17 protein-coding genes and 1 pseudogene are annotated in these 18,058 nt (G+C 67.2%); 8 read left to right on the forward strand and 10 right to left on the reverse strand.

Annotated features, from left to right (window positions below):
* Positions 1–2: 2 nt before the first annotated feature.
* Both bioB and ACFSXZ_RS04015 read right to left on the reverse strand, forming a co-directional pair.
* Positions 3–1,082, reverse strand: coding sequence for a biotin synthase BioB (gene bioB / locus ACFSXZ_RS04010; protein ID WP_378261323.1), 1,080 nt, complete (start codon positions 1,080–1,082; stop codon positions 3–5).
* 98 nt (positions 1,083–1,180) lie between these two features.
* On the reverse strand, positions 1,181–2,518 hold the full coding sequence (locus ACFSXZ_RS04015) for a cytochrome P450 (protein ID WP_378261325.1): 1,338 nt from the start codon (positions 2,516–2,518) through the stop codon (positions 1,181–1,183).
* Positions 2,519–3,008: 490 nt separating this feature from the next.
* On the opposite strand from ACFSXZ_RS04015, the gene ACFSXZ_RS04020 reads away from it, so the two are divergent.
* From ACFSXZ_RS04020 to ACFSXZ_RS04040, 5 genes and pseudogenes are all read left to right on the forward strand, one after another.
* Positions 3,009–3,194, forward strand: coding sequence for a hypothetical protein (locus ACFSXZ_RS04020; protein WP_378261327.1), 186 nt, complete (start codon positions 3,009–3,011; stop codon positions 3,192–3,194).
* 171 nt (positions 3,195–3,365) lie between these two features.
* Positions 3,366–3,602 (forward strand): annotated as a pseudogene (locus ACFSXZ_RS04025) (hypothetical protein); the annotation flags it as partial.
* Positions 3,603–3,711: 109 nt separating this feature from the next.
* Entirely contained in the window at positions 3,712–4,005 is a 294-nt protein-coding gene (locus ACFSXZ_RS04030; RefSeq protein ID WP_378261329.1) for an ATP-binding protein, read from the forward strand.
* 211 nt (positions 4,006–4,216) lie between these two features.
* Positions 4,217–4,402 carry a hypothetical protein gene (locus ACFSXZ_RS04035; RefSeq protein ID WP_378261331.1) on the forward strand — a complete coding sequence of 62 codons (186 nt, stop codon included), beginning with the start codon at positions 4,217–4,219 and terminating at the stop codon, positions 4,400–4,402.
* Between the two features lie 55 nt (positions 4,403–4,457).
* Positions 4,458–5,441, forward strand: coding sequence for a tat pathway signal sequence (locus ACFSXZ_RS04040; RefSeq protein WP_378261333.1), 984 nt, complete (start codon positions 4,458–4,460; stop codon positions 5,439–5,441).
* A 316-nt stretch (positions 5,442–5,757) separates the two neighbouring features.
* Here the strand turns inward: ACFSXZ_RS04040 and ACFSXZ_RS04045 are convergent, their stop codons facing one another.
* Genes ACFSXZ_RS04045 through ACFSXZ_RS04055 form a run of 3 tightly spaced genes read right to left on the reverse strand, consistent with a single transcriptional unit; the run spans position 5,758 to position 8,955 of the window.
* A complete protein-coding gene (locus tag ACFSXZ_RS04045; protein ID WP_378261335.1) occupies positions 5,758–6,690 on the reverse strand; it encodes a hypothetical protein in 933 nt (310 codons plus the stop codon).
* 17 nt (positions 6,691–6,707) lie between these two features.
* A complete protein-coding gene (locus tag ACFSXZ_RS04050; protein WP_378261337.1) occupies positions 6,708–7,985 on the reverse strand; it encodes an MFS transporter in 1,278 nt (425 codons plus the stop codon).
* A gap of 46 nt (positions 7,986–8,031) precedes the next feature.
* On the reverse strand, positions 8,032–8,955 hold the full coding sequence (locus ACFSXZ_RS04055; protein ID WP_378261339.1) for a DUF6282 family protein: 924 nt from the start codon (positions 8,953–8,955) through the stop codon (positions 8,032–8,034).
* 401 nt (positions 8,956–9,356) lie between these two features.
* On the opposite strand from ACFSXZ_RS04055, the gene ACFSXZ_RS04060 reads away from it, so the two are divergent.
* The 3 genes from ACFSXZ_RS04060 to ACFSXZ_RS04070 all read left to right on the forward strand — a co-directional run bounded on the left by ACFSXZ_RS04060 (position 9,357) and on the right by ACFSXZ_RS04070 (position 12,559).
* Positions 9,357–10,055, forward strand: a complete 699-nt coding sequence (locus ACFSXZ_RS04060) for a GntR family transcriptional regulator (RefSeq protein WP_378261341.1) — start codon at positions 9,357–9,359, stop codon at positions 10,053–10,055.
* A gap of 327 nt (positions 10,056–10,382) precedes the next feature.
* On the forward strand, positions 10,383–11,147 hold the full coding sequence (locus ACFSXZ_RS04065) for an HpcH/HpaI aldolase family protein (RefSeq protein WP_378261343.1): 765 nt from the start codon (positions 10,383–10,385) through the stop codon (positions 11,145–11,147).
* A gap of 11 nt (positions 11,148–11,158) precedes the next feature.
* The gene (locus ACFSXZ_RS04070) at positions 11,159–12,559 is read left to right on the forward strand and encodes a 3-oxoacid CoA-transferase (RefSeq protein WP_378261345.1); all 1,401 of its coding nucleotides are present in this window, start codon (positions 11,159–11,161) and stop codon (positions 12,557–12,559) included.
* Positions 12,560–12,588: 29 nt separating this feature from the next.
* Here the strand turns inward: ACFSXZ_RS04070 and ACFSXZ_RS04075 are convergent, their stop codons facing one another.
* From ACFSXZ_RS04075 to ACFSXZ_RS04095, 5 genes are all read right to left on the reverse strand, one after another.
* Positions 12,589–13,476, reverse strand: coding sequence for an ATP-binding cassette domain-containing protein (locus tag ACFSXZ_RS04075; RefSeq protein ID WP_378261347.1), 888 nt, complete (start codon positions 13,474–13,476; stop codon positions 12,589–12,591).
* Entirely contained in the window at positions 13,473–14,483 is a 1,011-nt protein-coding gene (locus ACFSXZ_RS04080) for an ABC transporter ATP-binding protein (RefSeq protein WP_378261349.1), read from the reverse strand. Before ACFSXZ_RS04080 ends, ACFSXZ_RS04075 begins: the two co-directional genes overlap by 4 nt.
* Entirely contained in the window at positions 14,480–15,373 is an 894-nt protein-coding gene (locus ACFSXZ_RS04085; RefSeq protein WP_378261351.1) for an ABC transporter permease, read from the reverse strand. The genes ACFSXZ_RS04080 and ACFSXZ_RS04085 overlap by 4 nt, the downstream gene beginning before the upstream one ends.
* Positions 15,370–16,314, reverse strand: coding sequence for an ABC transporter permease (locus ACFSXZ_RS04090; RefSeq protein ID WP_378261353.1), 945 nt, complete (start codon positions 16,312–16,314; stop codon positions 15,370–15,372). Before ACFSXZ_RS04090 ends, ACFSXZ_RS04085 begins: the two co-directional genes overlap by 4 nt.
* Positions 16,315–16,410: 96 nt before the next feature.
* The gene (locus tag ACFSXZ_RS04095; RefSeq protein WP_378261355.1) at positions 16,411–17,925 is read right to left on the reverse strand and encodes an ABC transporter substrate-binding protein; all 1,515 of its coding nucleotides are present in this window, start codon (positions 17,923–17,925) and stop codon (positions 16,411–16,413) included.
* Positions 17,926–18,058 lie beyond the last annotated feature (133 nt).

Raw genomic sequence — 18,058 nt, forward strand, 5'->3', positions numbered from 1 at the left:
CGTCAGGTGTTGGCCGGCTGATCCGAGCCCGCGCCGCGCCGCCGCATGGTGACCAGGTCGTGCCGGGCCGGCGGGAGGGTCTGCTCGGCGGCGCTCTCCACCACGAACCCGGCGTCGGCGATCATCTTCAGGTCCTCGGCGCCGGGCTGTCCCTCGCTGGTCAGGTAGTCGCCGAGGAAGATCGAGTTGACCACGTGCAGCGCGAGCGGCTGCAGGGCCCGCAGGTGAATCTCGCGACCGCCGGCCAGCCGTACCTCGACGTCCGGGAACAGGAACCGGAACATCGCCAGGATGCGCAGGCAGCGCTGCGGGGTCAGGTCCCAGCGGCCCCCCAGCGGCGTGCCCTCGAAGGGGATGAGGAAGTTCACCGGCACCGAGTCCGGGTCCAGTTCGCGCAGGGCCAGAGCGACTCCGACGATGTCGTCGTCGGTCTCGCCCATCCCGAAGATCGCGCCGGAACACGGCGACAGGCCGGCATGCTTGGCCTCGCTGACCGTGGCCACCCGGTCGTCGAAGGTGTGCGTCGTGCAGATTTCCTGATAGTTCTCCGCGCTGGTGTTCAGATTGTGGTTGTAGGCGTCCGCGCCCGCCTCGTGCAGCCGCTCGGCCTGGCCGGCCTTGAGCAGGCCGAGGCAGACACAGATCTCCACGTCCGGCGTGGCGTCCTTGATCGCGCCGACGGTGTCCGCAACACGGTCGATGTCCCGATCCGCCGGGCCGCGCCCGCTGGCGACCAGGCACACGCGCTTGGCGCCGGCCGCGATGGCCCGCTGGGCGTTGGTCACGGCCTCATCGGTGCTGATCCACGAGTACTTCATGATGTCGGCGGTCGAACCGAGCCGCTGCGAGCAGTAGAAGCAATCTTCCGGACACAAACCGCTCTTCATGTTGACCAGGAAGTTCAGCTTGACCCGCCGGCCGAAGAACCGGCGCCGGACCCGCGATGCGGCTGCGACCACATCGAGCACGTCCTCGTCCGAGGTGTTCAGCACGTCCAGCAGTTCCGCCCGGGCCGGTTGCTCACCGCGCAGGGCCTTCTCCGTGATCGAGCCAAGCAATGTGTCGAGTGCGGTCTGTGCCATGTCAGGCATCTTGGAGAAGCTCCCTTTTCTGTGCAAGCCGGCCACACGGCCGGGGGATCCATCACACCAGAATTGCCGGACCGGCAGTCACGACGGGGTCATCGCCGCGGGGTAAGCACGATACGCGCGCCACGTCTCGGCACCAGCGTGACGCTGCGAACACGCGCCCGCTCCCGCGCGGGCCGATCCGGCGCGAGATCGTGGTCACGCAACACCGCCTTGAGCACGCCGACGATCTCCATCAACGCGAATCCGGCTCCGATGCAGCGGCGTCCGCCGGACCCGAACGGCAGCCACGCGGTGGCGGGCAGGTCGTCAGTCAGAAACCGTTCCGGCCGGAATTCGGTGGTGTCCGGGTAGTACCGGGGAGCGGCAAGGGACAGACCGATAGCCGGCATCACCGACACTCCCGCGGGGAGCCGGTATTCGCCGAGTTCGACGGGCTCCGCCAGCGTGCGGGCCACCTCGAACACCACCGGCCGGATCCGCAGGGTTTCCTTGGCGACCGCGGTCAGGTAATCGTCGTCGTCGGCCAGGGCCGCCTGCCGCACCCGCGCGCAATACTCCGGTCGGCGCGCGAGTTCGTGCAGTGCCCAGGCCAGGGCCGCGGCGGTCGTCTCGTGGCCGGCGAGCAACAGGGTAATGAGCTGATCGTGCAGTTCGGCGTCGGACAAGCCTCCGCCGGCGGCGTCATCGGCGCCGGCGTGCAGCAAGCGGGAAAGCACATCGGTCCGGCCGGACAGGTCCGCCGACCGCCTGCGTTCGGCGATCTCGGCGTACAACAGCTCATCGAGCCGTTGCTGGACGGCCCGGAAGGTGCGCCACGGACCGAATCCGCGCAGTCGCCGGTCGGACAGTCCGAGCAGCGTGATCGGGCCGATCGCGGCGATCGCGCGCACCAGTGGGCGCATTTCGGCCAGCCGCGCCTGATCCGTGATGCCGAACACGACCCGTACGATGACGTCGAGAGTTAGCTCCTGCATGCGCCGGTGCCCGGAAAACGGCTTCCCCACCGGCCAGACGGCCACCTCGCCGGCAGCGATGCCGACGACCATCTCGCGATAGCCACGGAGTGCCGCGCCGGAGAAGGCGGGCAGAACGAGACGCCGCATCCGTTTGTGCTCGTCCTCGTCGAGTACCAGCATGGAACGCGTTCCCATGGCCGGGGCGAGCACGGCATTGCCCTCACCACCGTGGAACGCGGTGTCAGGACCGGTGAATACGCGCAACATCTGCTCGGGGTCGGCGACCACCACCACTGTTTTGCCGAACTGCGCGAGTTTCAAGGTGAACAGGTCTCCGTGCCGGCGCTGCGCCCTGGGCAGCACACGGTGCCGGAACTTGCCGTATACCAACGTTTGCACCAGTCCGGGCAACCGGGAACCGCGCGGTGGCAACGACGTGGCTACGACGGGCGCTGGCGCGTCAACAGGCATTTCTCTCCCCGGACAGGCATTTTCCTGATACATCAACCGCCTGCCTGACTATACTCCGATTTCAAGACCATTTCGGGAGCATTCGGGTGATCGACCGGCACTGTCAGTGGTCTTGGCTACGCCTGGTTCCACCTCGGCAAAGAGCGAGACATCATCGGGTGGCAAGACGACATGGCCCCTCTCGTGTTCCGCGCACTGGACTGCATAGCCGTTGACGCTGTCCTGCCGGGCCTGGACCAAATATGGCTACCGCGCCGTGGCGTGTGTCCATTCAGGACCTTGTGGTCCGGTTCGTCCGGGACGCGCGGACGCGGGTGTGGACCATGACCGCGCTGGGGAAGCGTTGGGCGAGGTGATCGATGGCTTTCTGGCCGCGGTCTGAGGAGCCGTTGTCCACGACCCAGAACACGCAACGCCGGCCACAGGGTGCCCGGACTTCCGCTACCGGGGCGCGTTCGCCTGCATCGACGCACTCCCGCCCGACGGTGAGGTGCTGCCGCTCCTGCGGCTGCGCTACCGCGGCTCCGCCCACCACTGGGGCTTCGGCCTGTATCTGGCCAGCAGCCAGCGCTACGAAAACCAGCTCCTACCCACCGGATTCCCCATCGACACCCCCGAAGAAGCACACAACGCACTGGCGCTTCGTCGTCAGTTGACGCTATGGTCCGTCACATGAATACGCATCCTGCGCATAAATGCCTCAAAAGTCGGGTCGCCTGGGGGAATTGCACCCCCGGGCTCCCACGGAACCGCGTTTAAAGGTCTCCCTTTACACGGCTCTTGCCATCTTGGTCACCAAAACGTTGGGGTCCATGCCCAGTCGGCGAAGAGCCTGGGGTGCTGGCGGGTGATTCTTTGCCAGCACGCGTGGGCCTTTTTGAACGCCCGGAGCCGTTTGCCAACCTGCGCACCCGCCGCAAACGCGCCGCCTTCCCCGCTGGCAAGACCTTCGGAGACTGGGACGAGGCCGCATCCTCGATCCCCCCACCCAGGACGCGCTGAGACGCTGGAATGGTTACAACGCAAAGAAAATCTCTGCATCTGCGGGCCAAGCGGGACGGGCAAAAGCCACTTCTGCGAAGCGCTCGGGCAGGCCGCGGTCGAGGCTGGTATGACCGTCGCCTGGTTCACCATCGAAGACCTCGGGGCCGCTGGTCCGCCGGCACCGGGTCGACGACTCGATCACCCGGGCCATGACCCGGTTACTGCGCACCGACCTGATCATCGTCGACGATATCGGCCTGCTGCCGGTCTCCCCGGACGCCGCCGAGAACTTCTACCGGCTGGTCGATGCCGCCTACGAGCGCCGCGCCCTGGCAGTCAGCTCGAACCTGCACCCCTCCGGATTCGACGAGATCATGCCCAAGACCCTGGCCACCGCCACGGTCGACCGGCTACTGCACCACGCCCACATCGTCGTGACCCAGGGTGACAGCTTCCGGCTCGCCCAGGCCACCTCCGGAAAGGGGGTGAAGGCGTTGAACTAATCAGCACCCCATCCACGGCGGGGAGCTATCTGGCCGCCGTCGGGGAGGAACTCGTGGCCATCAGCGGGGCGAACTGCTGGCCGCCTATGGGGAAGTCCAACTGGCCATTGACACTCCTGCGCCGCGCTGACCATCGCCCGCTGAGCAGAGGCACTACGACCGCCTGTGGAAGCAGGTAGGCGATCACCTGTACTGGGCAGCCCAGCTCGGCGTGACGGCCCACTGGTTGCGGCGCACCACCATCACCTGGGTCGAACGCCACTACGGCTACGCCATCGCCCAGGCCTACGCCGGCCACAGCCACGACAAAGACACCGCGCTCATCTACGCCCGCGAAGTGGCGATGGCCCTGTCCGCCCCCACCAACGAACCGCATCCCTTGGTGGCATCCTGTTGAACGGGGCTGATGCCGGTGCGAGGACCTGTACCGGGCCTCGGTTAACCTGCGGCCAATGACTCGATCGAAGAAACTGATCCGGCGCGCCGCGGCCTCGCCACGCGGTGGGTGGCAGTGGCCGATCCTGGTGGCTGTGATGTCAGTGATCGCCGGATGCGGAACGGTGACCAGTGTGGGCCGCGCATCGAGCACACCGCCGCCGGTGACCAGTTCCTCGCAGCCGACTGCGCCATCTCCGAAATCGGCCACTGAATCCGCGCCGTCACCTCAGGCCCCGTCGAACTGCCCGGCCGTGGCCGCCGGTTTCGACTGCGACTTCCAACAGCGGTTCGAGGCCGCACAAGCCTACCTGGCCAGCAGGCCCGGCCTCGTCGGCGTGGTCGTGCGCGACCGGCAGACCGGGGCGGTGTGGCGAACAGGTGCCGCCGACACGGCGATGTGGACCGAGTCGACGATCAAGCTTGCGATGACCGTGGACCTCTTGGTCCGGAACGACGCCGGCAAGATCAGTCTGACCTCGGCTGACCGCACGCTGATCCAGCGAATGCTACACAGCTCGAACGACGACGCCGCCGACTCGCTGTGGTTCAAATACGCGGGCCCGGACACTATGGCGTTCAACCGGGACTTCGGCGACTACGGCATGACCTCGCTCGTACCGCAGCGCGGCTACAGCAACACGTTCCCGTACTGGGGCTTCCAGAAATGCACCCCGAACGACTTGGATCGGCTGGTCAACTACGTACTCGACCACCTTCCGGCGAACACCCGGAACTACATCGTCGACCAGCTCTCCGCCGTCGACCCGGACCAGCAGTGGGGTGTGTGGGCGGCCGGGCCTGCGGCGAGTCCCGGCAACAAGGACGGCTGGGGCGCGGAGGACGACGGCTGGGTGATGAACACCGTTGGCTGGGTCGGCCCCAGCCAACGCTACACCCTCGCCGTGATGAACGAACTCCGGGGTCACGGCGGTGAAGAAGACGGTCGCACCACCGACAGCCACCTCGCCCAGCTCCTGTTCACCGGCCGCTTCCCGTAATCCCCAATCCGCCGCCGACGGGAAGGTCGAAGTCCACAAAGGACTACCACTGGCCGCTGCTGCGGCGAACCTGAACGTCTCTGCGCCGGCGCAGGCCGCGATCGCCGACGAGTTGTAGGTCGCGCCACGAACTCACGGTTGGACGCGTTGCCTGCCCCGCGTGGCGCGGTCTCCCATCGTGCCGCTGTCTGCGGGCAGTTCCCGGTTTGCCGAGCACCTTTTGCGGCCCCGCAAGTGGCGCCGGGTCCCGGCGTCGACCTTGGCCCGGCACACACGCCTCTGCGCCGCGTCTCGGCCGACCCGGGCCGGTGCGGTGTCACGGACTAGGCCTGCGCGCGGCAGTCTCCAGTGCCCTTCGGGGGTCGTCCTCCGCGTACACGAAGTCGGTGCGGCCCTGGCCGCGAGGGCGCTCGTCCGGGACGGGATAGATGCCGTTGTTGGTCACCATTCCGTCTGTCGTCACCATGTCCCAACGCACGGGGCAGAAGAAGTCGATCAGGCCGACGGTCGATCCACTCGTGATGGCCTGGGTGGTGTGGATGTCCGGTGGTTTGGAGATCGCGATGGCGGGTGCGATGACGATCTGGTGCTCGTCGGGCAGCCACTCCCGCGAGTCGCGGCCCCAGTGGCGTCGCATGTGGTGGACGAACGTGCCCGCGACAATGAGCGAGGCCTGCTCGAAGTCCTCGTGGTCGTGCGGGCTCATCTTGCCGGGATCACGTGGTTGGGACCGGAGGGGCCACCTGAACCTGGACATCGCGGTCCGGTGAACGAAGCACCTCGGGCCGGCGTCACCTTCGTCGAGGTCGTAGTGGCGCAACGCATAGCCGTCGACGGGTGCGCCGAGTTCGTAGATCGGGGCGATGTTGTCGACGGGCGGCTCGTACTCGGTCTTGTTGGGACAGCGGTCGATCAGGTCGGCGGCCCGGCTGGTGAAGCCCAGCCACACCGAGCCCTCCTCGGTGAGCTCGACCACACTGTCGCCAGGGGGCACGATGAAGACCGAACCGGCCTTGCCCTCGATCGTCTCGTCGCCGGCAGTGACGCGCACGCCGGTGAACAGCGCCCACACGAAGTACTCGTCCGGGTTTCCCACGCGCGTGAACCTGGCTCCCTTAGGACCGGTCAGGTGCACCGTGATCGAGTTCTGGGTGCGGTGATACCAGACCTTGCCGTCTCCGACGATCTCGTCCGGGGCATCCTCCCAGAACTGCCGGTACGTTCCGATCAATCCTTCTGTATGCGGCATAGGACTCGATTCCTTTCTTATTGAGTTGGTGCGGTCGAGCTCGTGGGGCCAGTCGGGCTCGGCGGGTCCGCCGCCGGTCGGTTCGGTGGTGATGTGTTCAGGGATGCCTGGTGTGTCAGGCCGACGAGGATGACACCGCCGGCGAGGATGGTGGCGGTGCTCCAAAACACCGCGAACATTCCCGCCGGTCCCGCGACAGTGGCCACGAGCAGGGGCAAAGTCACCTGCGCGAGGCGGTTCACGGTCATCCGAGCGCCGAAGACCGCACCGGTGGCTTGAGGCGGCGCCAAGGACGAAATCCAGACGAGGGTGAGCGGCTGCGGTATCCCGAGGCCGATCCCGATTGCCGCCATGATCGGGACGGCGATCCACGCGTTCGCGAAGGGCAGCAGGACGAGCGCCAGCACGGTCAGTCCAAGGGTCAGCAAAAGGAGCGTCTTGCGGCCGAACCTCACGACCAGCCTGACGACGCCGAACCTGCTGGCGATGGTGAACAGTGCCCGCACCGCGAGCAGCCAGCCGACGACGTTCGCCGGAATCCCATCGGCCACGCCCCACACCGGGACGAACGACGCCAGCAGGTCGACCGTCACGATCACGGTCGCGCCCACGAGCAGGGCGCGCCGGAGAGCCGCCACCTGGACCAGTTCCTGCAGCGATGCGGTCTTGGCGGCCTTGCCCCGCGGGGTCCCGGCCGCCGCCTCGGCCGGCCGGAGCACGAAAAACATCGGCAGTCCCAGAGCCAACAGGGCGCCACAGCACGCGAGGCCGAGCTGGGTATGGGGATGGGCCTCCCCCGCGGCCGCCCCCGCGATGGCCACTGCGGTGACGAGGGGCGGGCCGATGAGTTGGCCGAGCGACACCGCGGCGGTCAAGGTGCCGAATGCCGCGTCGGGGCTGCCGGCGGTAAGCCGCGCCACCAGCCCCTGCTGGGCGACGACGACGTAGATCTGCCCGATCCCGGCCAGGGCGGCCGCGCCGAGTGTCCCCGCGATTGTTGGTGACGCGGCCCCTACCACTACGCCGACGACGGAGATGACCATGCCGCCCGTGGCCACGCGGGCGCTGCCGTTGCGGTCGATGAGCCTCCCCGACGGGATCGACACGACCAGCCCCGCGAGGGCGAACACAGCGGCGACCACACCGACGAAGACCGGCGATCCGGTCACCGCCAAAGCCTGGTAGGCCAGCATGAGCCGCACACCTTGCGACCCGGCCTGCGCGGCCGCCGCCTGGATGCCGAGTGCGTGCGGCCAGCGGCGCTCGGGCCGCAGGAAGCGCTCCACGGCACTCATGGCGTGACGAAGATGGTGGTGACACAGCAGTCCGGTGCGGCGCCGCTCACGCGAAGCCGTCGATCAGCTCACCGGCCGTTCCGGACACGAAGCGACGGACGTCATCCTCCGACCAGCCGTGGTCGAGCAGGAGCCGCACCGTGATCTGGTACCCGGTGACCGGGAGCGGGTTGTGGACCTGGCCGTAGTCGGACGACAGGAACGTGCTCGACAGCCCGGTGGCGTCGACGTAAGCCTGCAACAACTCGACCCCACGACGCCGCACGTTGCCGATGACGTGCTCGATCTTCGCGCCCTGCGCGGCCCAAGCCGCGGTCCGCTCGGGGGTGGCGCCCTCGAGCAGCGGTGGATGACTCACGATCATGCGCCGCACTCCCGCGGCAACGGCCGTGGGCAGCACGGCGTCGATCTCGTCGGCCGACAGGTGGCCAAAGTTGAGGATCGCGTCGTACTGCGCGACGAGCTCGAGCACCTCGCGGACGTCACCGGTCGGCTTGCCGTCGTCGTCGGTGACGCGGTTCGCGGGGCCCACCCGCAGCACAGGGTTGGCGAAAACACTGCCGGGGCCATGGTCCTTCGCGAGATGCGCGGCCGAGGAGATCGTCGGCAGCCACACGATCCGCGCGCCGGAGTAGAGCGCGTTCTCCACGACGTAGGGGTTGACGTTGCCCTCGTACCAGTTGAGCGCCACCCCGCCGTAGACCTCGATGCCGAAGTCGTCGAGCCCGGCCGTGCGCAGCACATCGATCATCGGCGCGGTGTTGTCGTGATGGGACTTGGCGACGATCGCGCGGAACCCCGCCAGCGACGCGTCCTCGGCGGCCTCCATGATCGTCATGCGTCGCGGGATGGGACTGGGGCCCGGATGCTGATGAAGGTCCACGACGCCGTGGAGCAACTCCGCCACCTGCGAATCCGGAGTGTCGCGCGCCGCGTCGAGTTCGGGATCCAAGAAATCGCTCCTCAGCATTGAGGCTCCACCTCTCCCTGGCGCAGGTCGCCGCGCGCCATCATGACCAGTCCGTAGACTGGATACAATACACGAAGAAGTGCGCCCGGCCAGGGCTTCTTCAATGGCTACGCTGCGATGTTGACTTCTTTGGCATGTGGATCCAAAATACAGTGCTGGTCCACCAGGGAGGAACACCATGTTCACGCAGCGTCGCGTTCTGGGAGATCGGCTTTGCGAGCGTCCGCTCTCGCGAACGTTCGTTGCGCTGAGGACACCATCTGGGCAGGCCAGGAGCGTGACGGTCGGTTGTGCCGCGGCCTCTGACGGCTGGGCGGGCGATCAGTTGCCGCCAATCGGCGATGCCTCGCGCCGTTGTGTAACATGGATCCAGCCCGCCATCAGGTACGAAGGACAGCACCGTGAGCCGCAAGTTCGAGCGACCCGTTACGGCGCAGGCTGCCGTCCTGACCGAGCTGCGCCAGCGGATCACCCGCGGCGAAATCCTGCCGGGCGTAGCCATCCGCCAGGAGGTGCTGGCGTCCGAACTGGGGGTCAGCCGACTGCCGGTGCGAGAGGCTCTCGTGGTTCTGCAGTCCGAGCGACTGGTCGACTATACGCAGCACAAGGGGTACATGGTCGCGCCTCTCGACGAGGACGACCTGGTGCAGACCTACCAGTTGCGGGACATTCTCGAGCCGGTCGCCATCGAGCAGGCCGTGCCGCGTCTGACCGAGGAGACCATCGATGCCATGCGGGAGACGCTCGCCGACCTGATGGCCGCCGGTGCCGGCGCCAAACTCGAGCGCATCGAGTGGAACAGGGAATTTCACTTCCACTTGTTCAAGGCGAGCGGCAACATGCGTCTGGTGTCGCTGCTCAGCCAGCTCTGGGACAGCTGCGACCGCTATCGAGCGCTGTACTACTCCAGCACCGAGGTCCCCGACCGGGTGCACCGTGGCGGCGAGGAGATCATCAACGCGGCGGCGGCGCGCGACACCACCAGGTTGCGCGAGCTGCTCGCCGAGCGCCGCGGTGCGGGTTTCGCCGAATCCCTGCGAGTGGTGCACACCTACAACAAGGCAGCCGACGCCATGGCCGCCGAGTCGGCGCCTGCCTGATCACAGGCCGGCTGGTGGAGCCTCGCTCCATCAGTCCTCGTGGATCATTCATCGCCCGCGGCCCCGCGGTCCCCGTCGAAAAGAGGAATGGGGCCTTTACTGCGGATGATCCGTAGCAAAGGCCCCTTCCTCCGCTACTGCGCCGACCGTTACCAATCCGACCACAGCCACGGCGGAAACGGGTCTATACAGCCAGATTGGCCGCGGTCCGTGTCCGCCTACTTTTGGTCGGGTTGGTAAATCCCGGGCAGCTGCTCGCGAGCCCCCTCCTCCGCCGCACATTTCGTCCGCGCGTCGCATCTCGCGCACGACCTTGGGAGTCATGTGATGACTTGGTTCAAAGAAATCCTCGGCCGGCCGGCGGGCCACATCCCGATCGGCCCCTTCCTCAAGATCCCCTCGATCGAGGTCGTGGAGATCATCAAGATGGCCGGGTTCGACTTCGTGGTCTTCGACGCCGAACATGCCATGCTGAGCGTTTCCGACCTCAACGTCCTCGTGGCCATGGCCCGGGCTCTCGACCTGCCGCCGTTGGTGCGCGTGCCCAACCACGACTACGGCGACATGCAGCGGATACTCGACGCCGGCGCCGCCGGCATCCTGTGGCCGCACGTTTCCAACGCCGAGGAGTGCCGCGCCGTGGTCCGCCAGGCGTCGCACCCGCCCCTCGGCACCCGTGGCTCCGGAGGCGGTATGCGCGCGGGTGGCTGGGGTATCTCGCGTGACCCCGACGTGAACTACCTGCGCGACGGCCGGGAGCGGGTCATGAAGATCCCGATGATCGAGGAGATCGGAGCGGTGGAGAACGCCGAGACCATTCTCTCCGTCGAGGGCGTCGATGCCGTGTTCATCGGACCCGGCGACCTCTCCTTGACGATGGGCAAGAAGCCGACGGATCCCGACGTCGTCGCGGCCGTCGACCGCACCTTCACCATCGCGAAGGAGAAGGGAGTCAGGGTGGCCACGCTCGCTCGGGGTGCCGCCGACGCGCGTGCCAAAGCAGAGCAGGGCTACGACTTCCTGATGGTCGGAAACGACACCGGCTTGCTCGCCCGCGCGGCCCGCGCGCTGGTCGACGAGATCCGCGGCTGAACGGCGTATCGATGGACAAGGTCGTAGCCAATGCCGCGGACGCCATCGCAGACATCGATGACCGCGCTGTGGTCGGGATCTCGGGGTTCGGCGCCAGCCACAACTTCCCGGTCGACCTGATCCAGGCCTGCGCGGCGAAGGAGATCAGTGGCCTGACCCTCGTGTGCAACTCTCTGGGAGTCACCGAGGACCACCCGAGACGGCTCGTGACCGCCGGGCGAGTGTCTTGCCTCCGTGCGGCCTTCTCGGCTCGCGCGGCGGTGCCCGACAGCTCCGCTCAGCAGCAGAGTCCGGTGCCGATCGACGTGGAGCTGATCCCGCAGGGCATCCTCGTCGAACGGCTCCGCGCGGCCGGCGCCGGCCTGGGTCCGTTCTACAGCCCGGTGGGCGTGGACACCGACCTGGCAGACGGCCGCGAGATCCGGCACTTCGACGGTCGGGACCACCTGCTCGAGTACCCTCTCCACCTCGACTACGCCTTCGTCTACGCGGCCGCGGCCGACCGCGCGGGCAACGTCGCGTTCAGGGGTACGAGCGAGAACCTCGCGCCCAGCGTGGCCAAGGCCGCGAAGGTGGTCATTGTGCAGGTCGACGAGATCTTCGAGGTCGGCGAGTTGCCCACGGACGAGATCGACCTGCCCGGTGTCTTCGTCGACCGGGTGGTCCGGTCCGCCTCGACGCGCGTGCCGGCCTGGAGCCAGCGCCGGGACGACGACGAGCGGAGGCTGTATCACGGCAAGCCTGGCCTGACCCCGCGCGAGATCGGACGATGGATCGCCGAGCTGCTGCCCCACGGCAGCTACGTCAACCTCGGTGTCGGGCTGCCGACGCAGGTGTCCGACTTCGTCACCGGGCGCGACATCTCGCTGCATGCCGAAAACGGCGCGCTGGGCTACTCCGAGCGGCTCAGCGTCGAACACGCCGACCCCGACGCGTACAACGCGGGTGGCGAGCCCATCATGTTGGGTCCCGGTGCCTCGGTGTTCGACAGCGTCCGCGCCTTCGAGATCGCCCGTGGCGGGCACCTCGACGCGGTCGTGTTGGGCGCGTTTCAGGTCGACGCCCGCGGTTCGTTCGCGAACTGGACCACCCCGCGGATGGGAGGAGGCGCCATCGGCGGAGCCATGGACCTGATCGTGGCGCCTGGGCGGCTCATCATCGCCATGCGGCATACCGAGAGGAACGGGCGGCCCAAGGTGGTGAGCGCCCTTGACTATCCGCTCACCGGCAAGGAGATCGTCGACATCGTGGTCACCGACCTGGCGGTCATGGAACGCGACACCGCGGGCGCTGAAGGGTTCGTGCTTCGCCGGGTGGCGGCAGGGTTCGAACCACACGAGATCCTCGAGCTCACCGAAGCCCCCCTGCGCATCGACCTCTGGGGCAGCGCACCACCTCCCCCGGTCACGTAGCGCTCATGCGCCCAGGAGTCCACTCGACGTCATCCAGAGGAAGGCCGGGCGGTGTCGGCGGAGCTGTGCAGGCGTTCGCGCCGTCGGCGCTGCTCCTCGACGTTCGGCACGGGCACAGAGTCGAGCAGCCGGCGGGTGTAGGGGTCTTGGGGGTCGTTGACCACTTGCGAGGCGGTCCCCTCTTCGACGATCCGACCGCGGTGCATGACCGCGACGCGGTGGGCAAGGTGCCGGATCGTGGCGAAGTCGTGCGAGATGAGGACGATCGCGAGATCCATGGTTTGCTGCAACTCCCGCAGCAGGTTGAGGATCTCCGCGCGGGTCGACACGTCGAGTGCCGACGTCGGTTCATCGGCGATGAGGGCCGTTGGTTCGAGGGCGAGCGCCCTGGCGATCGACACGCGCTGCCGCTGCCCGCCCGACAACTCGCCGGGACGCCGGGCGGCCAGCCGCGGGTCGAGGTTCACCCTCTCCAGCAACTGAGCGACGCGGTCGCGGGCATCCGACCCCGACGCACGTCGGTGCACCTTGAGAGGCTCGGCGACGGCATACCCGACGGAGTATGCCCCGTCCAGTGAGCCGTAGGGGTCCTGAAAAATCATCTGGATCCGGCCCCGCAAAGGCCGCAGGGCGCGACCTTTGAGCTCGGTGACGTCGGCGCCTTCCCAGACGACTTTTCCCGCGTCGACCGGGATCAGTTTGGCCAGCATGCGGGCCACCGTGCTCTTGCCGGAGGCGGACTCACCCACGATTCCCAGCGTGCGACCGGGCTCGACCGCCAGGCTGACACCGTCGACCGCGACAACTTGCTCGATCGCCCGGCCCCACATCGAGCGTCGCAGCGGGAAGGTCTTGCGCAGGTCGACTCCCTCGACGGCATAGGGGGTCGGGGTGGCCTCAGCGCGCGCGTCCCTCATCTGCTCATCCTCAACTCTTCGATGTCGGTGACTCGTACGCACCGGCATGCACGACCGGGTCCCAAGCTCACCTCGGCCTGCGGCTCGCCGCACACGTCTGGCGACGCGTGCGCGCACCGGGCCTGGAACCGGCATCCCGTGGGCATCTCAGTGGCCGACGGGACCCGTCCCGGAATGGTCGGCAGCAGCGTGTGTGCCTTACCGGTCTGGGTCACGCTGGCGAGCAACGCGCGGGTGTAGGGGTGGCTTGGCTGGTGGTCCAGCAACTCCGCTGTTCGGCCGCGCTCGACGATCTGGCCGGCATACATGACGGCAACCCGGTCCGAGAAGTCGGCCACGACGCCGAGGTCGTGCGTCACCAGAAGGACGGACAGGCCCAGCTCCGCCTGGAGCGACCGGAGCAGGTCGAGGATTCCTTGCTGCACGGTAACGTCGAGGGCCGTCGTCGGCTCGTCGGCGAGCAGCAGGGCGGGCTCGCAAGCGACCGCCGCGGCGATCATCACGCGCTGTTGCATTCCGCCGCTCAGTTGGAACGGGAAGGCGTCGAGGCGCTCCTTGGCGCGTGGGATGCCGACGCGGTCGAGCAGATCGACCGCGTGGCCGCGCGCGACCCGCCGGCTCTCGCCGAGATAGATGCGCCGGGACTCGGCGATCTGGTCACCGATTCTCATTGTCGGGTCGAGGCACGACATGGGGTCCTGGAAGATCGCGCCGATCTGTTTGCCCCGGATTCGGCCAAGTTCTCGCTCCCCCTTCCGCAAGAGGTCGGCGCCGTTCAGCTTGATGGAGCCGGAGATCGCCGAAACCGCTGAAGGCAACAGCCCGAGGATCGACAGCGACGTCAGGGTCTTGCCGCAGCCGGACTCTCCGATGAGGGCGAGACACTCGCCCTTCCCGACATCGAACGACACGGACTGGACGAGGTCCGCCGGGTTGGTGGATCCACGCAGCCGCAATGACAGGCCGTCGACTTCGAGGACAGGGTCGGTCTGCGGCCGCCCGCTCAACGTTGCTCTCCTAACAGGATGTCACGCAGCCGGTCGCCCAAGGTGTTGAAGGACAGCACTGTCAGCACCAGCACGATGCCCGCGGGCAGCACCGCGAGCGGCGCCTTGAACTGGAATTGGTTGGCATCGCGAAGCATGGCGCCGAGACTCGCCGTCGGCGGCTGGGCGCCGACCCCGATGAAGCTCAGACCGGACTCGGCGATGATCGAAATGCCCATGAGGATGGTGACCTGCACGACCAGCGGGGCCAAGATGTTGGGCACAACGTGGACGAACAAGATACGTCCGGTGGAGCTCCCGATCGAGCGGGCGGATTCGATGTGAGTCTCCTGTGACACCTGGAGTGCCGCCGCGCGGACGATGCGGTAGAGGCCGGGAGAGAAGGCGATGCCGAGGGCAAGCATCGCGTTGACCGTACCTCGCCCGAGCACGGCGACCATGGCGAGCGCGAACACCAGACCGGGAAGGCTGAGGAACACATCGGCGACCCTGCCTGACACGGCGTCGAACCAACCGCGGCGGAACCCGGCGAACATGCCGGTCGGCAAGGCGAGCGCGAGCGCTACCCCTACCGCGATGGTCGGCGCCAGGAGAGTGAGCCTGGCGGCATATATCAGCCGGCTGAACACGTCGCGACCGAGGTGGTCCGTACCCAGCCAGTGCTCCGCGGACGGCCCCCGCAGTTGGTCCTGCAGGATCTGCGTGGCCGGGTCGAAGGGGGCCAGGACGGGGGCGAACGCTGCCACCACGATGAGCAGCACGATGAAGGTGAGTGACGCGACGGCGGCGGGACGACGCAGCAACGAGAACGCGCGGCCGGGAGCCCGCGGCCCACCTCGGGCCGCGGGCCGTTCGAACGCGGGCGGGTCTTTCGTCAGTGTCGTCGTCATGCGCGCACCTTGGGGTTGATCGCCGAGTAGAGCAGGTCCACCAGGATGTTGATCACCACGACCACCGCCGCCGTGAACAGAACGTAGGCCTGTACCAGCACGAAGTCGCGGTTCAGGATCGCGTTGACGGCCAGGAGTCCGAGGCCGTTGATGCCGGCGACCGTTTCGACGACGATGACGCCACCGAGCATGTTGCCGATCTGCAGACCGAACACGGTGACGACCGGGATGGCGGCATTGCGCAGCACGTGCGTTCTGACGAGGCGCCATCCGGAGGCGCCCCGCGATCGGGACGCTCGGATGTAGGGCGTGCTGAGGACGTCCATGACGGCACCACGGGTGAAGCGGGACAGCTCCGCCGCGTGGGCGACCGCCAGTGCGGTCGCTGGAAGCAGAATATGGCTCAGCCACGGCCAGAACCCCGCGGAGAGCGGGGCATAGCCGACGGCCGGGAACCACCTGTTGAGGATCGACAACGGCACGAACAGAATGAGCAGGACCCAGAAGGCCGGCATGGAGATTCCCAGGCCCGCACAGAAAGTGACGCCCCGGTCGACCCAGCTCCCCCGGCGCAACGCGGCGATGGTGCCGAAGAACAGCCCCAGCACCGTCGAGATCAGCAGCGATACGAGGGCAATGGACAGGGTCGCCGGGACGGCGTCCAACACCATGTCCTTGGCCGGCCGCGACGTCCACAGCGAGGTGCCGAAGTCGCCATGGAGCACCGACGTCAGCCAAGTGAAATACTGCACGACAATGGGCTTGTCGAGGCCAAGCTGAGTACGCACATTCTCGATCTGGTCCGGCGAGGCGAACTCGCCCGCAATGGCATTGGCGCTGTCACCGGGCAGCAGATGGACCAGGCTGAACGCCAGGATCGAAACACCGACCAGGACCAGGACGCCACTGACCAGGCGTCGGCCGATGGCTGAGGGTCGCAATGCTCCATTACCTCCCGCCTTGCGGTAGCTCCGAGTTGACGTGATCGAACGATGGGCTCAGATCGTGCTCGGCGGCCGAGCCGCGACGGCGTCGGTCTACTTGGGCGGGTCGAAGTACAGCGTCGAGAGGTCGAAGTCCATGGCGACCGGGATGCGGACGCCCTTCACGTTGGACTTGTAGATGTTGACGTAGTCCGGCGCGCAGATGGGGATCACGGTCGGGCCTTGTTCGAGGACCGCCTTGTCGATCTGGTGCATGTCCTCGCTCCGCTTTGCCATGTCGTTGGTTGTGTTCATGTCGGACAATGCCTGGTCGATGCCGGTGTACTTGGTGTTACCGGGGTTGAAGATCCCGCCTGGCAGGTAGAACTGCCGCACGAACAGTGCCGGATCCGGGCGACCGCTCTGGACCGAGGCGATGGATGCCTCGAAATCGCCCGAGGCCCGCGCCTTCGACAGGGCCACCGCGTCCAGCACCTCCACCGAGACCTTCAGCCCGATCGCGTTGAGCTGCTGCTGGACCGCCGCCGCCATGTTCTGGAAGACCGCTGTCGACCCGACGTAGAGCTTGAGCGGGGTGCCGACGAGCCCGGCATCCTGCAGGAGCTTGCGTGCCGTATCCGGGTCGTACGCCGCGTCCTTCGACTGCTCCAACGCGGGGTCAGAGGCCCAATAGGTCGTCGGGAAGGGCTGCGCCACAGGCTGGCACCCGCCCTCGAACAGGGCGTTCTGGATCGCCTTGCGGTCGATCGCGTGTTGGATCGCGAGGCGCATGGCCGGGTTGGCCAACTTGGAACGGGACGTATTCAGCATGATCGCGTTGATCTGCGCCACCGTGGCCCTCGACGACTTCAGCTGGTCGCCGCGGGCGTCGGCCTCGGCGATCTGCGTCGTCCGCATCGAGGTGCCGAGGTCCGCCTGACCGGTGAGCAACGCGTTGAGCCGGGCTGGGTCATCCAGGCCGGTGAGGTACTCGATGCGGTCGAGCTTGACCCGTGCGGCATCCCAGTATCCCGGCCATTTCTTGTACGTGATGCCGGTCTGGTTGAACACGTCGACCAGGAACGGCCCGGTGCCGACCGGCTTCTTCCCCAGGTCCTTGGATCCGAGGGCGGCGGGGCTGATCATCATTCCGGCCTCGCTCGCCAGGATTCCGAGCAGGTCGCTCGCGGGACGCTTCATGGTGATCTTCACGTGGGTGGGGTCGACGACGACCACCGTCTCGATCAGCGACAGCTGATTCGGGATGTCGCCACCCCGTTTGGGGGCGGCGTCGAGGTTCGCCTTGACCGCCTCTGCGTTGAAGGGTGCGTTGTCCTGAAACTTGACGCCGTCGCGCAGCGTCAGGTCGAGTTGCTTCGCGTCCGCGCTGAGCTTCCACTCCTTGGCCAGGCCCGGGCCGACCTCGCCCTTGTCATCGCGCTTGAGCAGGGACTCGTAAACAAGGTTGAGGAACGTCGAACCGAAGGTCGCCGCCAGCGCCGGATCGAGCGAGGTCGGTGGCGTGTTGTGAGCGACTCGCAGTACCTGGGGCTGTGAGCCACCTCCGGTTGCCGCGCCGCCGCTGCACGCCGCGAGACCGACCACCATGGCGACGGCAGGTGCGAGCACAAAGACACGCTTCGCACGAGAGGTCCTGGACGCCCGCTCAAGACTCATTCCCGTCTCCATCTCCATTGACAAATCAGGGGAACCGACCTTGACATCCGGCCGGACCGTTGTCAACAGTCTATTGGATCCAGTA

This window comes from Amycolatopsis pigmentata, assembly GCF_042684065.1.
In the GTDB taxonomy this organism is placed as follows: domain Bacteria; phylum Actinomycetota; class Actinomycetes; order Mycobacteriales; family Pseudonocardiaceae; genus Amycolatopsis_E; species Amycolatopsis_E pigmentata.

Coding starts and splice junctions, on each gene's coding strand:
- ACFSXZ_RS04040 (WP_378261333.1), top strand. CDS start 4,458: ATGACTCGATCGAAGAAACTGATCCGGCGCGCCGCGGCCTCGCCACGC.
- ACFSXZ_RS04050 (WP_378261337.1), bottom strand. CDS start 7,985: ATGAGTGCCGTGGAGCGCTTCCTGCGGCCCGAGCGCCGCTGGCCGCAC.
- ACFSXZ_RS04065 (WP_378261343.1), top strand. CDS start 10,383: ATGACTTGGTTCAAAGAAATCCTCGGCCGGCCGGCGGGCCACATCCCG.
- ACFSXZ_RS04085 (WP_378261351.1), bottom strand. CDS start 15,373: ATGACGACGACACTGACGAAAGACCCGCCCGCGTTCGAACGGCCCGCG.
- ACFSXZ_RS04015 (WP_378261325.1), bottom strand. CDS start 2,518: ATGCCTGTTGACGCGCCAGCGCCCGTCGTAGCCACGTCGTTGCCACCG.
- ACFSXZ_RS04045 (WP_378261335.1), bottom strand. CDS start 6,690: ATGCCGCATACAGAAGGATTGATCGGAACGTACCGGCAGTTCTGGGAG.
- ACFSXZ_RS04070 (WP_378261345.1), top strand. CDS start 11,159: ATGGACAAGGTCGTAGCCAATGCCGCGGACGCCATCGCAGACATCGAT.
- bioB (WP_378261323.1), bottom strand. CDS start 1,082: ATGGCACAGACCGCACTCGACACATTGCTTGGCTCGATCACGGAGAAG.
- ACFSXZ_RS04055 (WP_378261339.1), bottom strand. CDS start 8,955: ATGCTGAGGAGCGATTTCTTGGATCCCGAACTCGACGCGGCGCGCGAC.
- ACFSXZ_RS04075 (WP_378261347.1), bottom strand. CDS start 13,476: ATGAGGGACGCGCGCGCTGAGGCCACCCCGACCCCCTATGCCGTCGAG.
- ACFSXZ_RS04030 (WP_378261329.1), top strand. CDS start 3,712: ATGACCCGGTTACTGCGCACCGACCTGATCATCGTCGACGATATCGGC.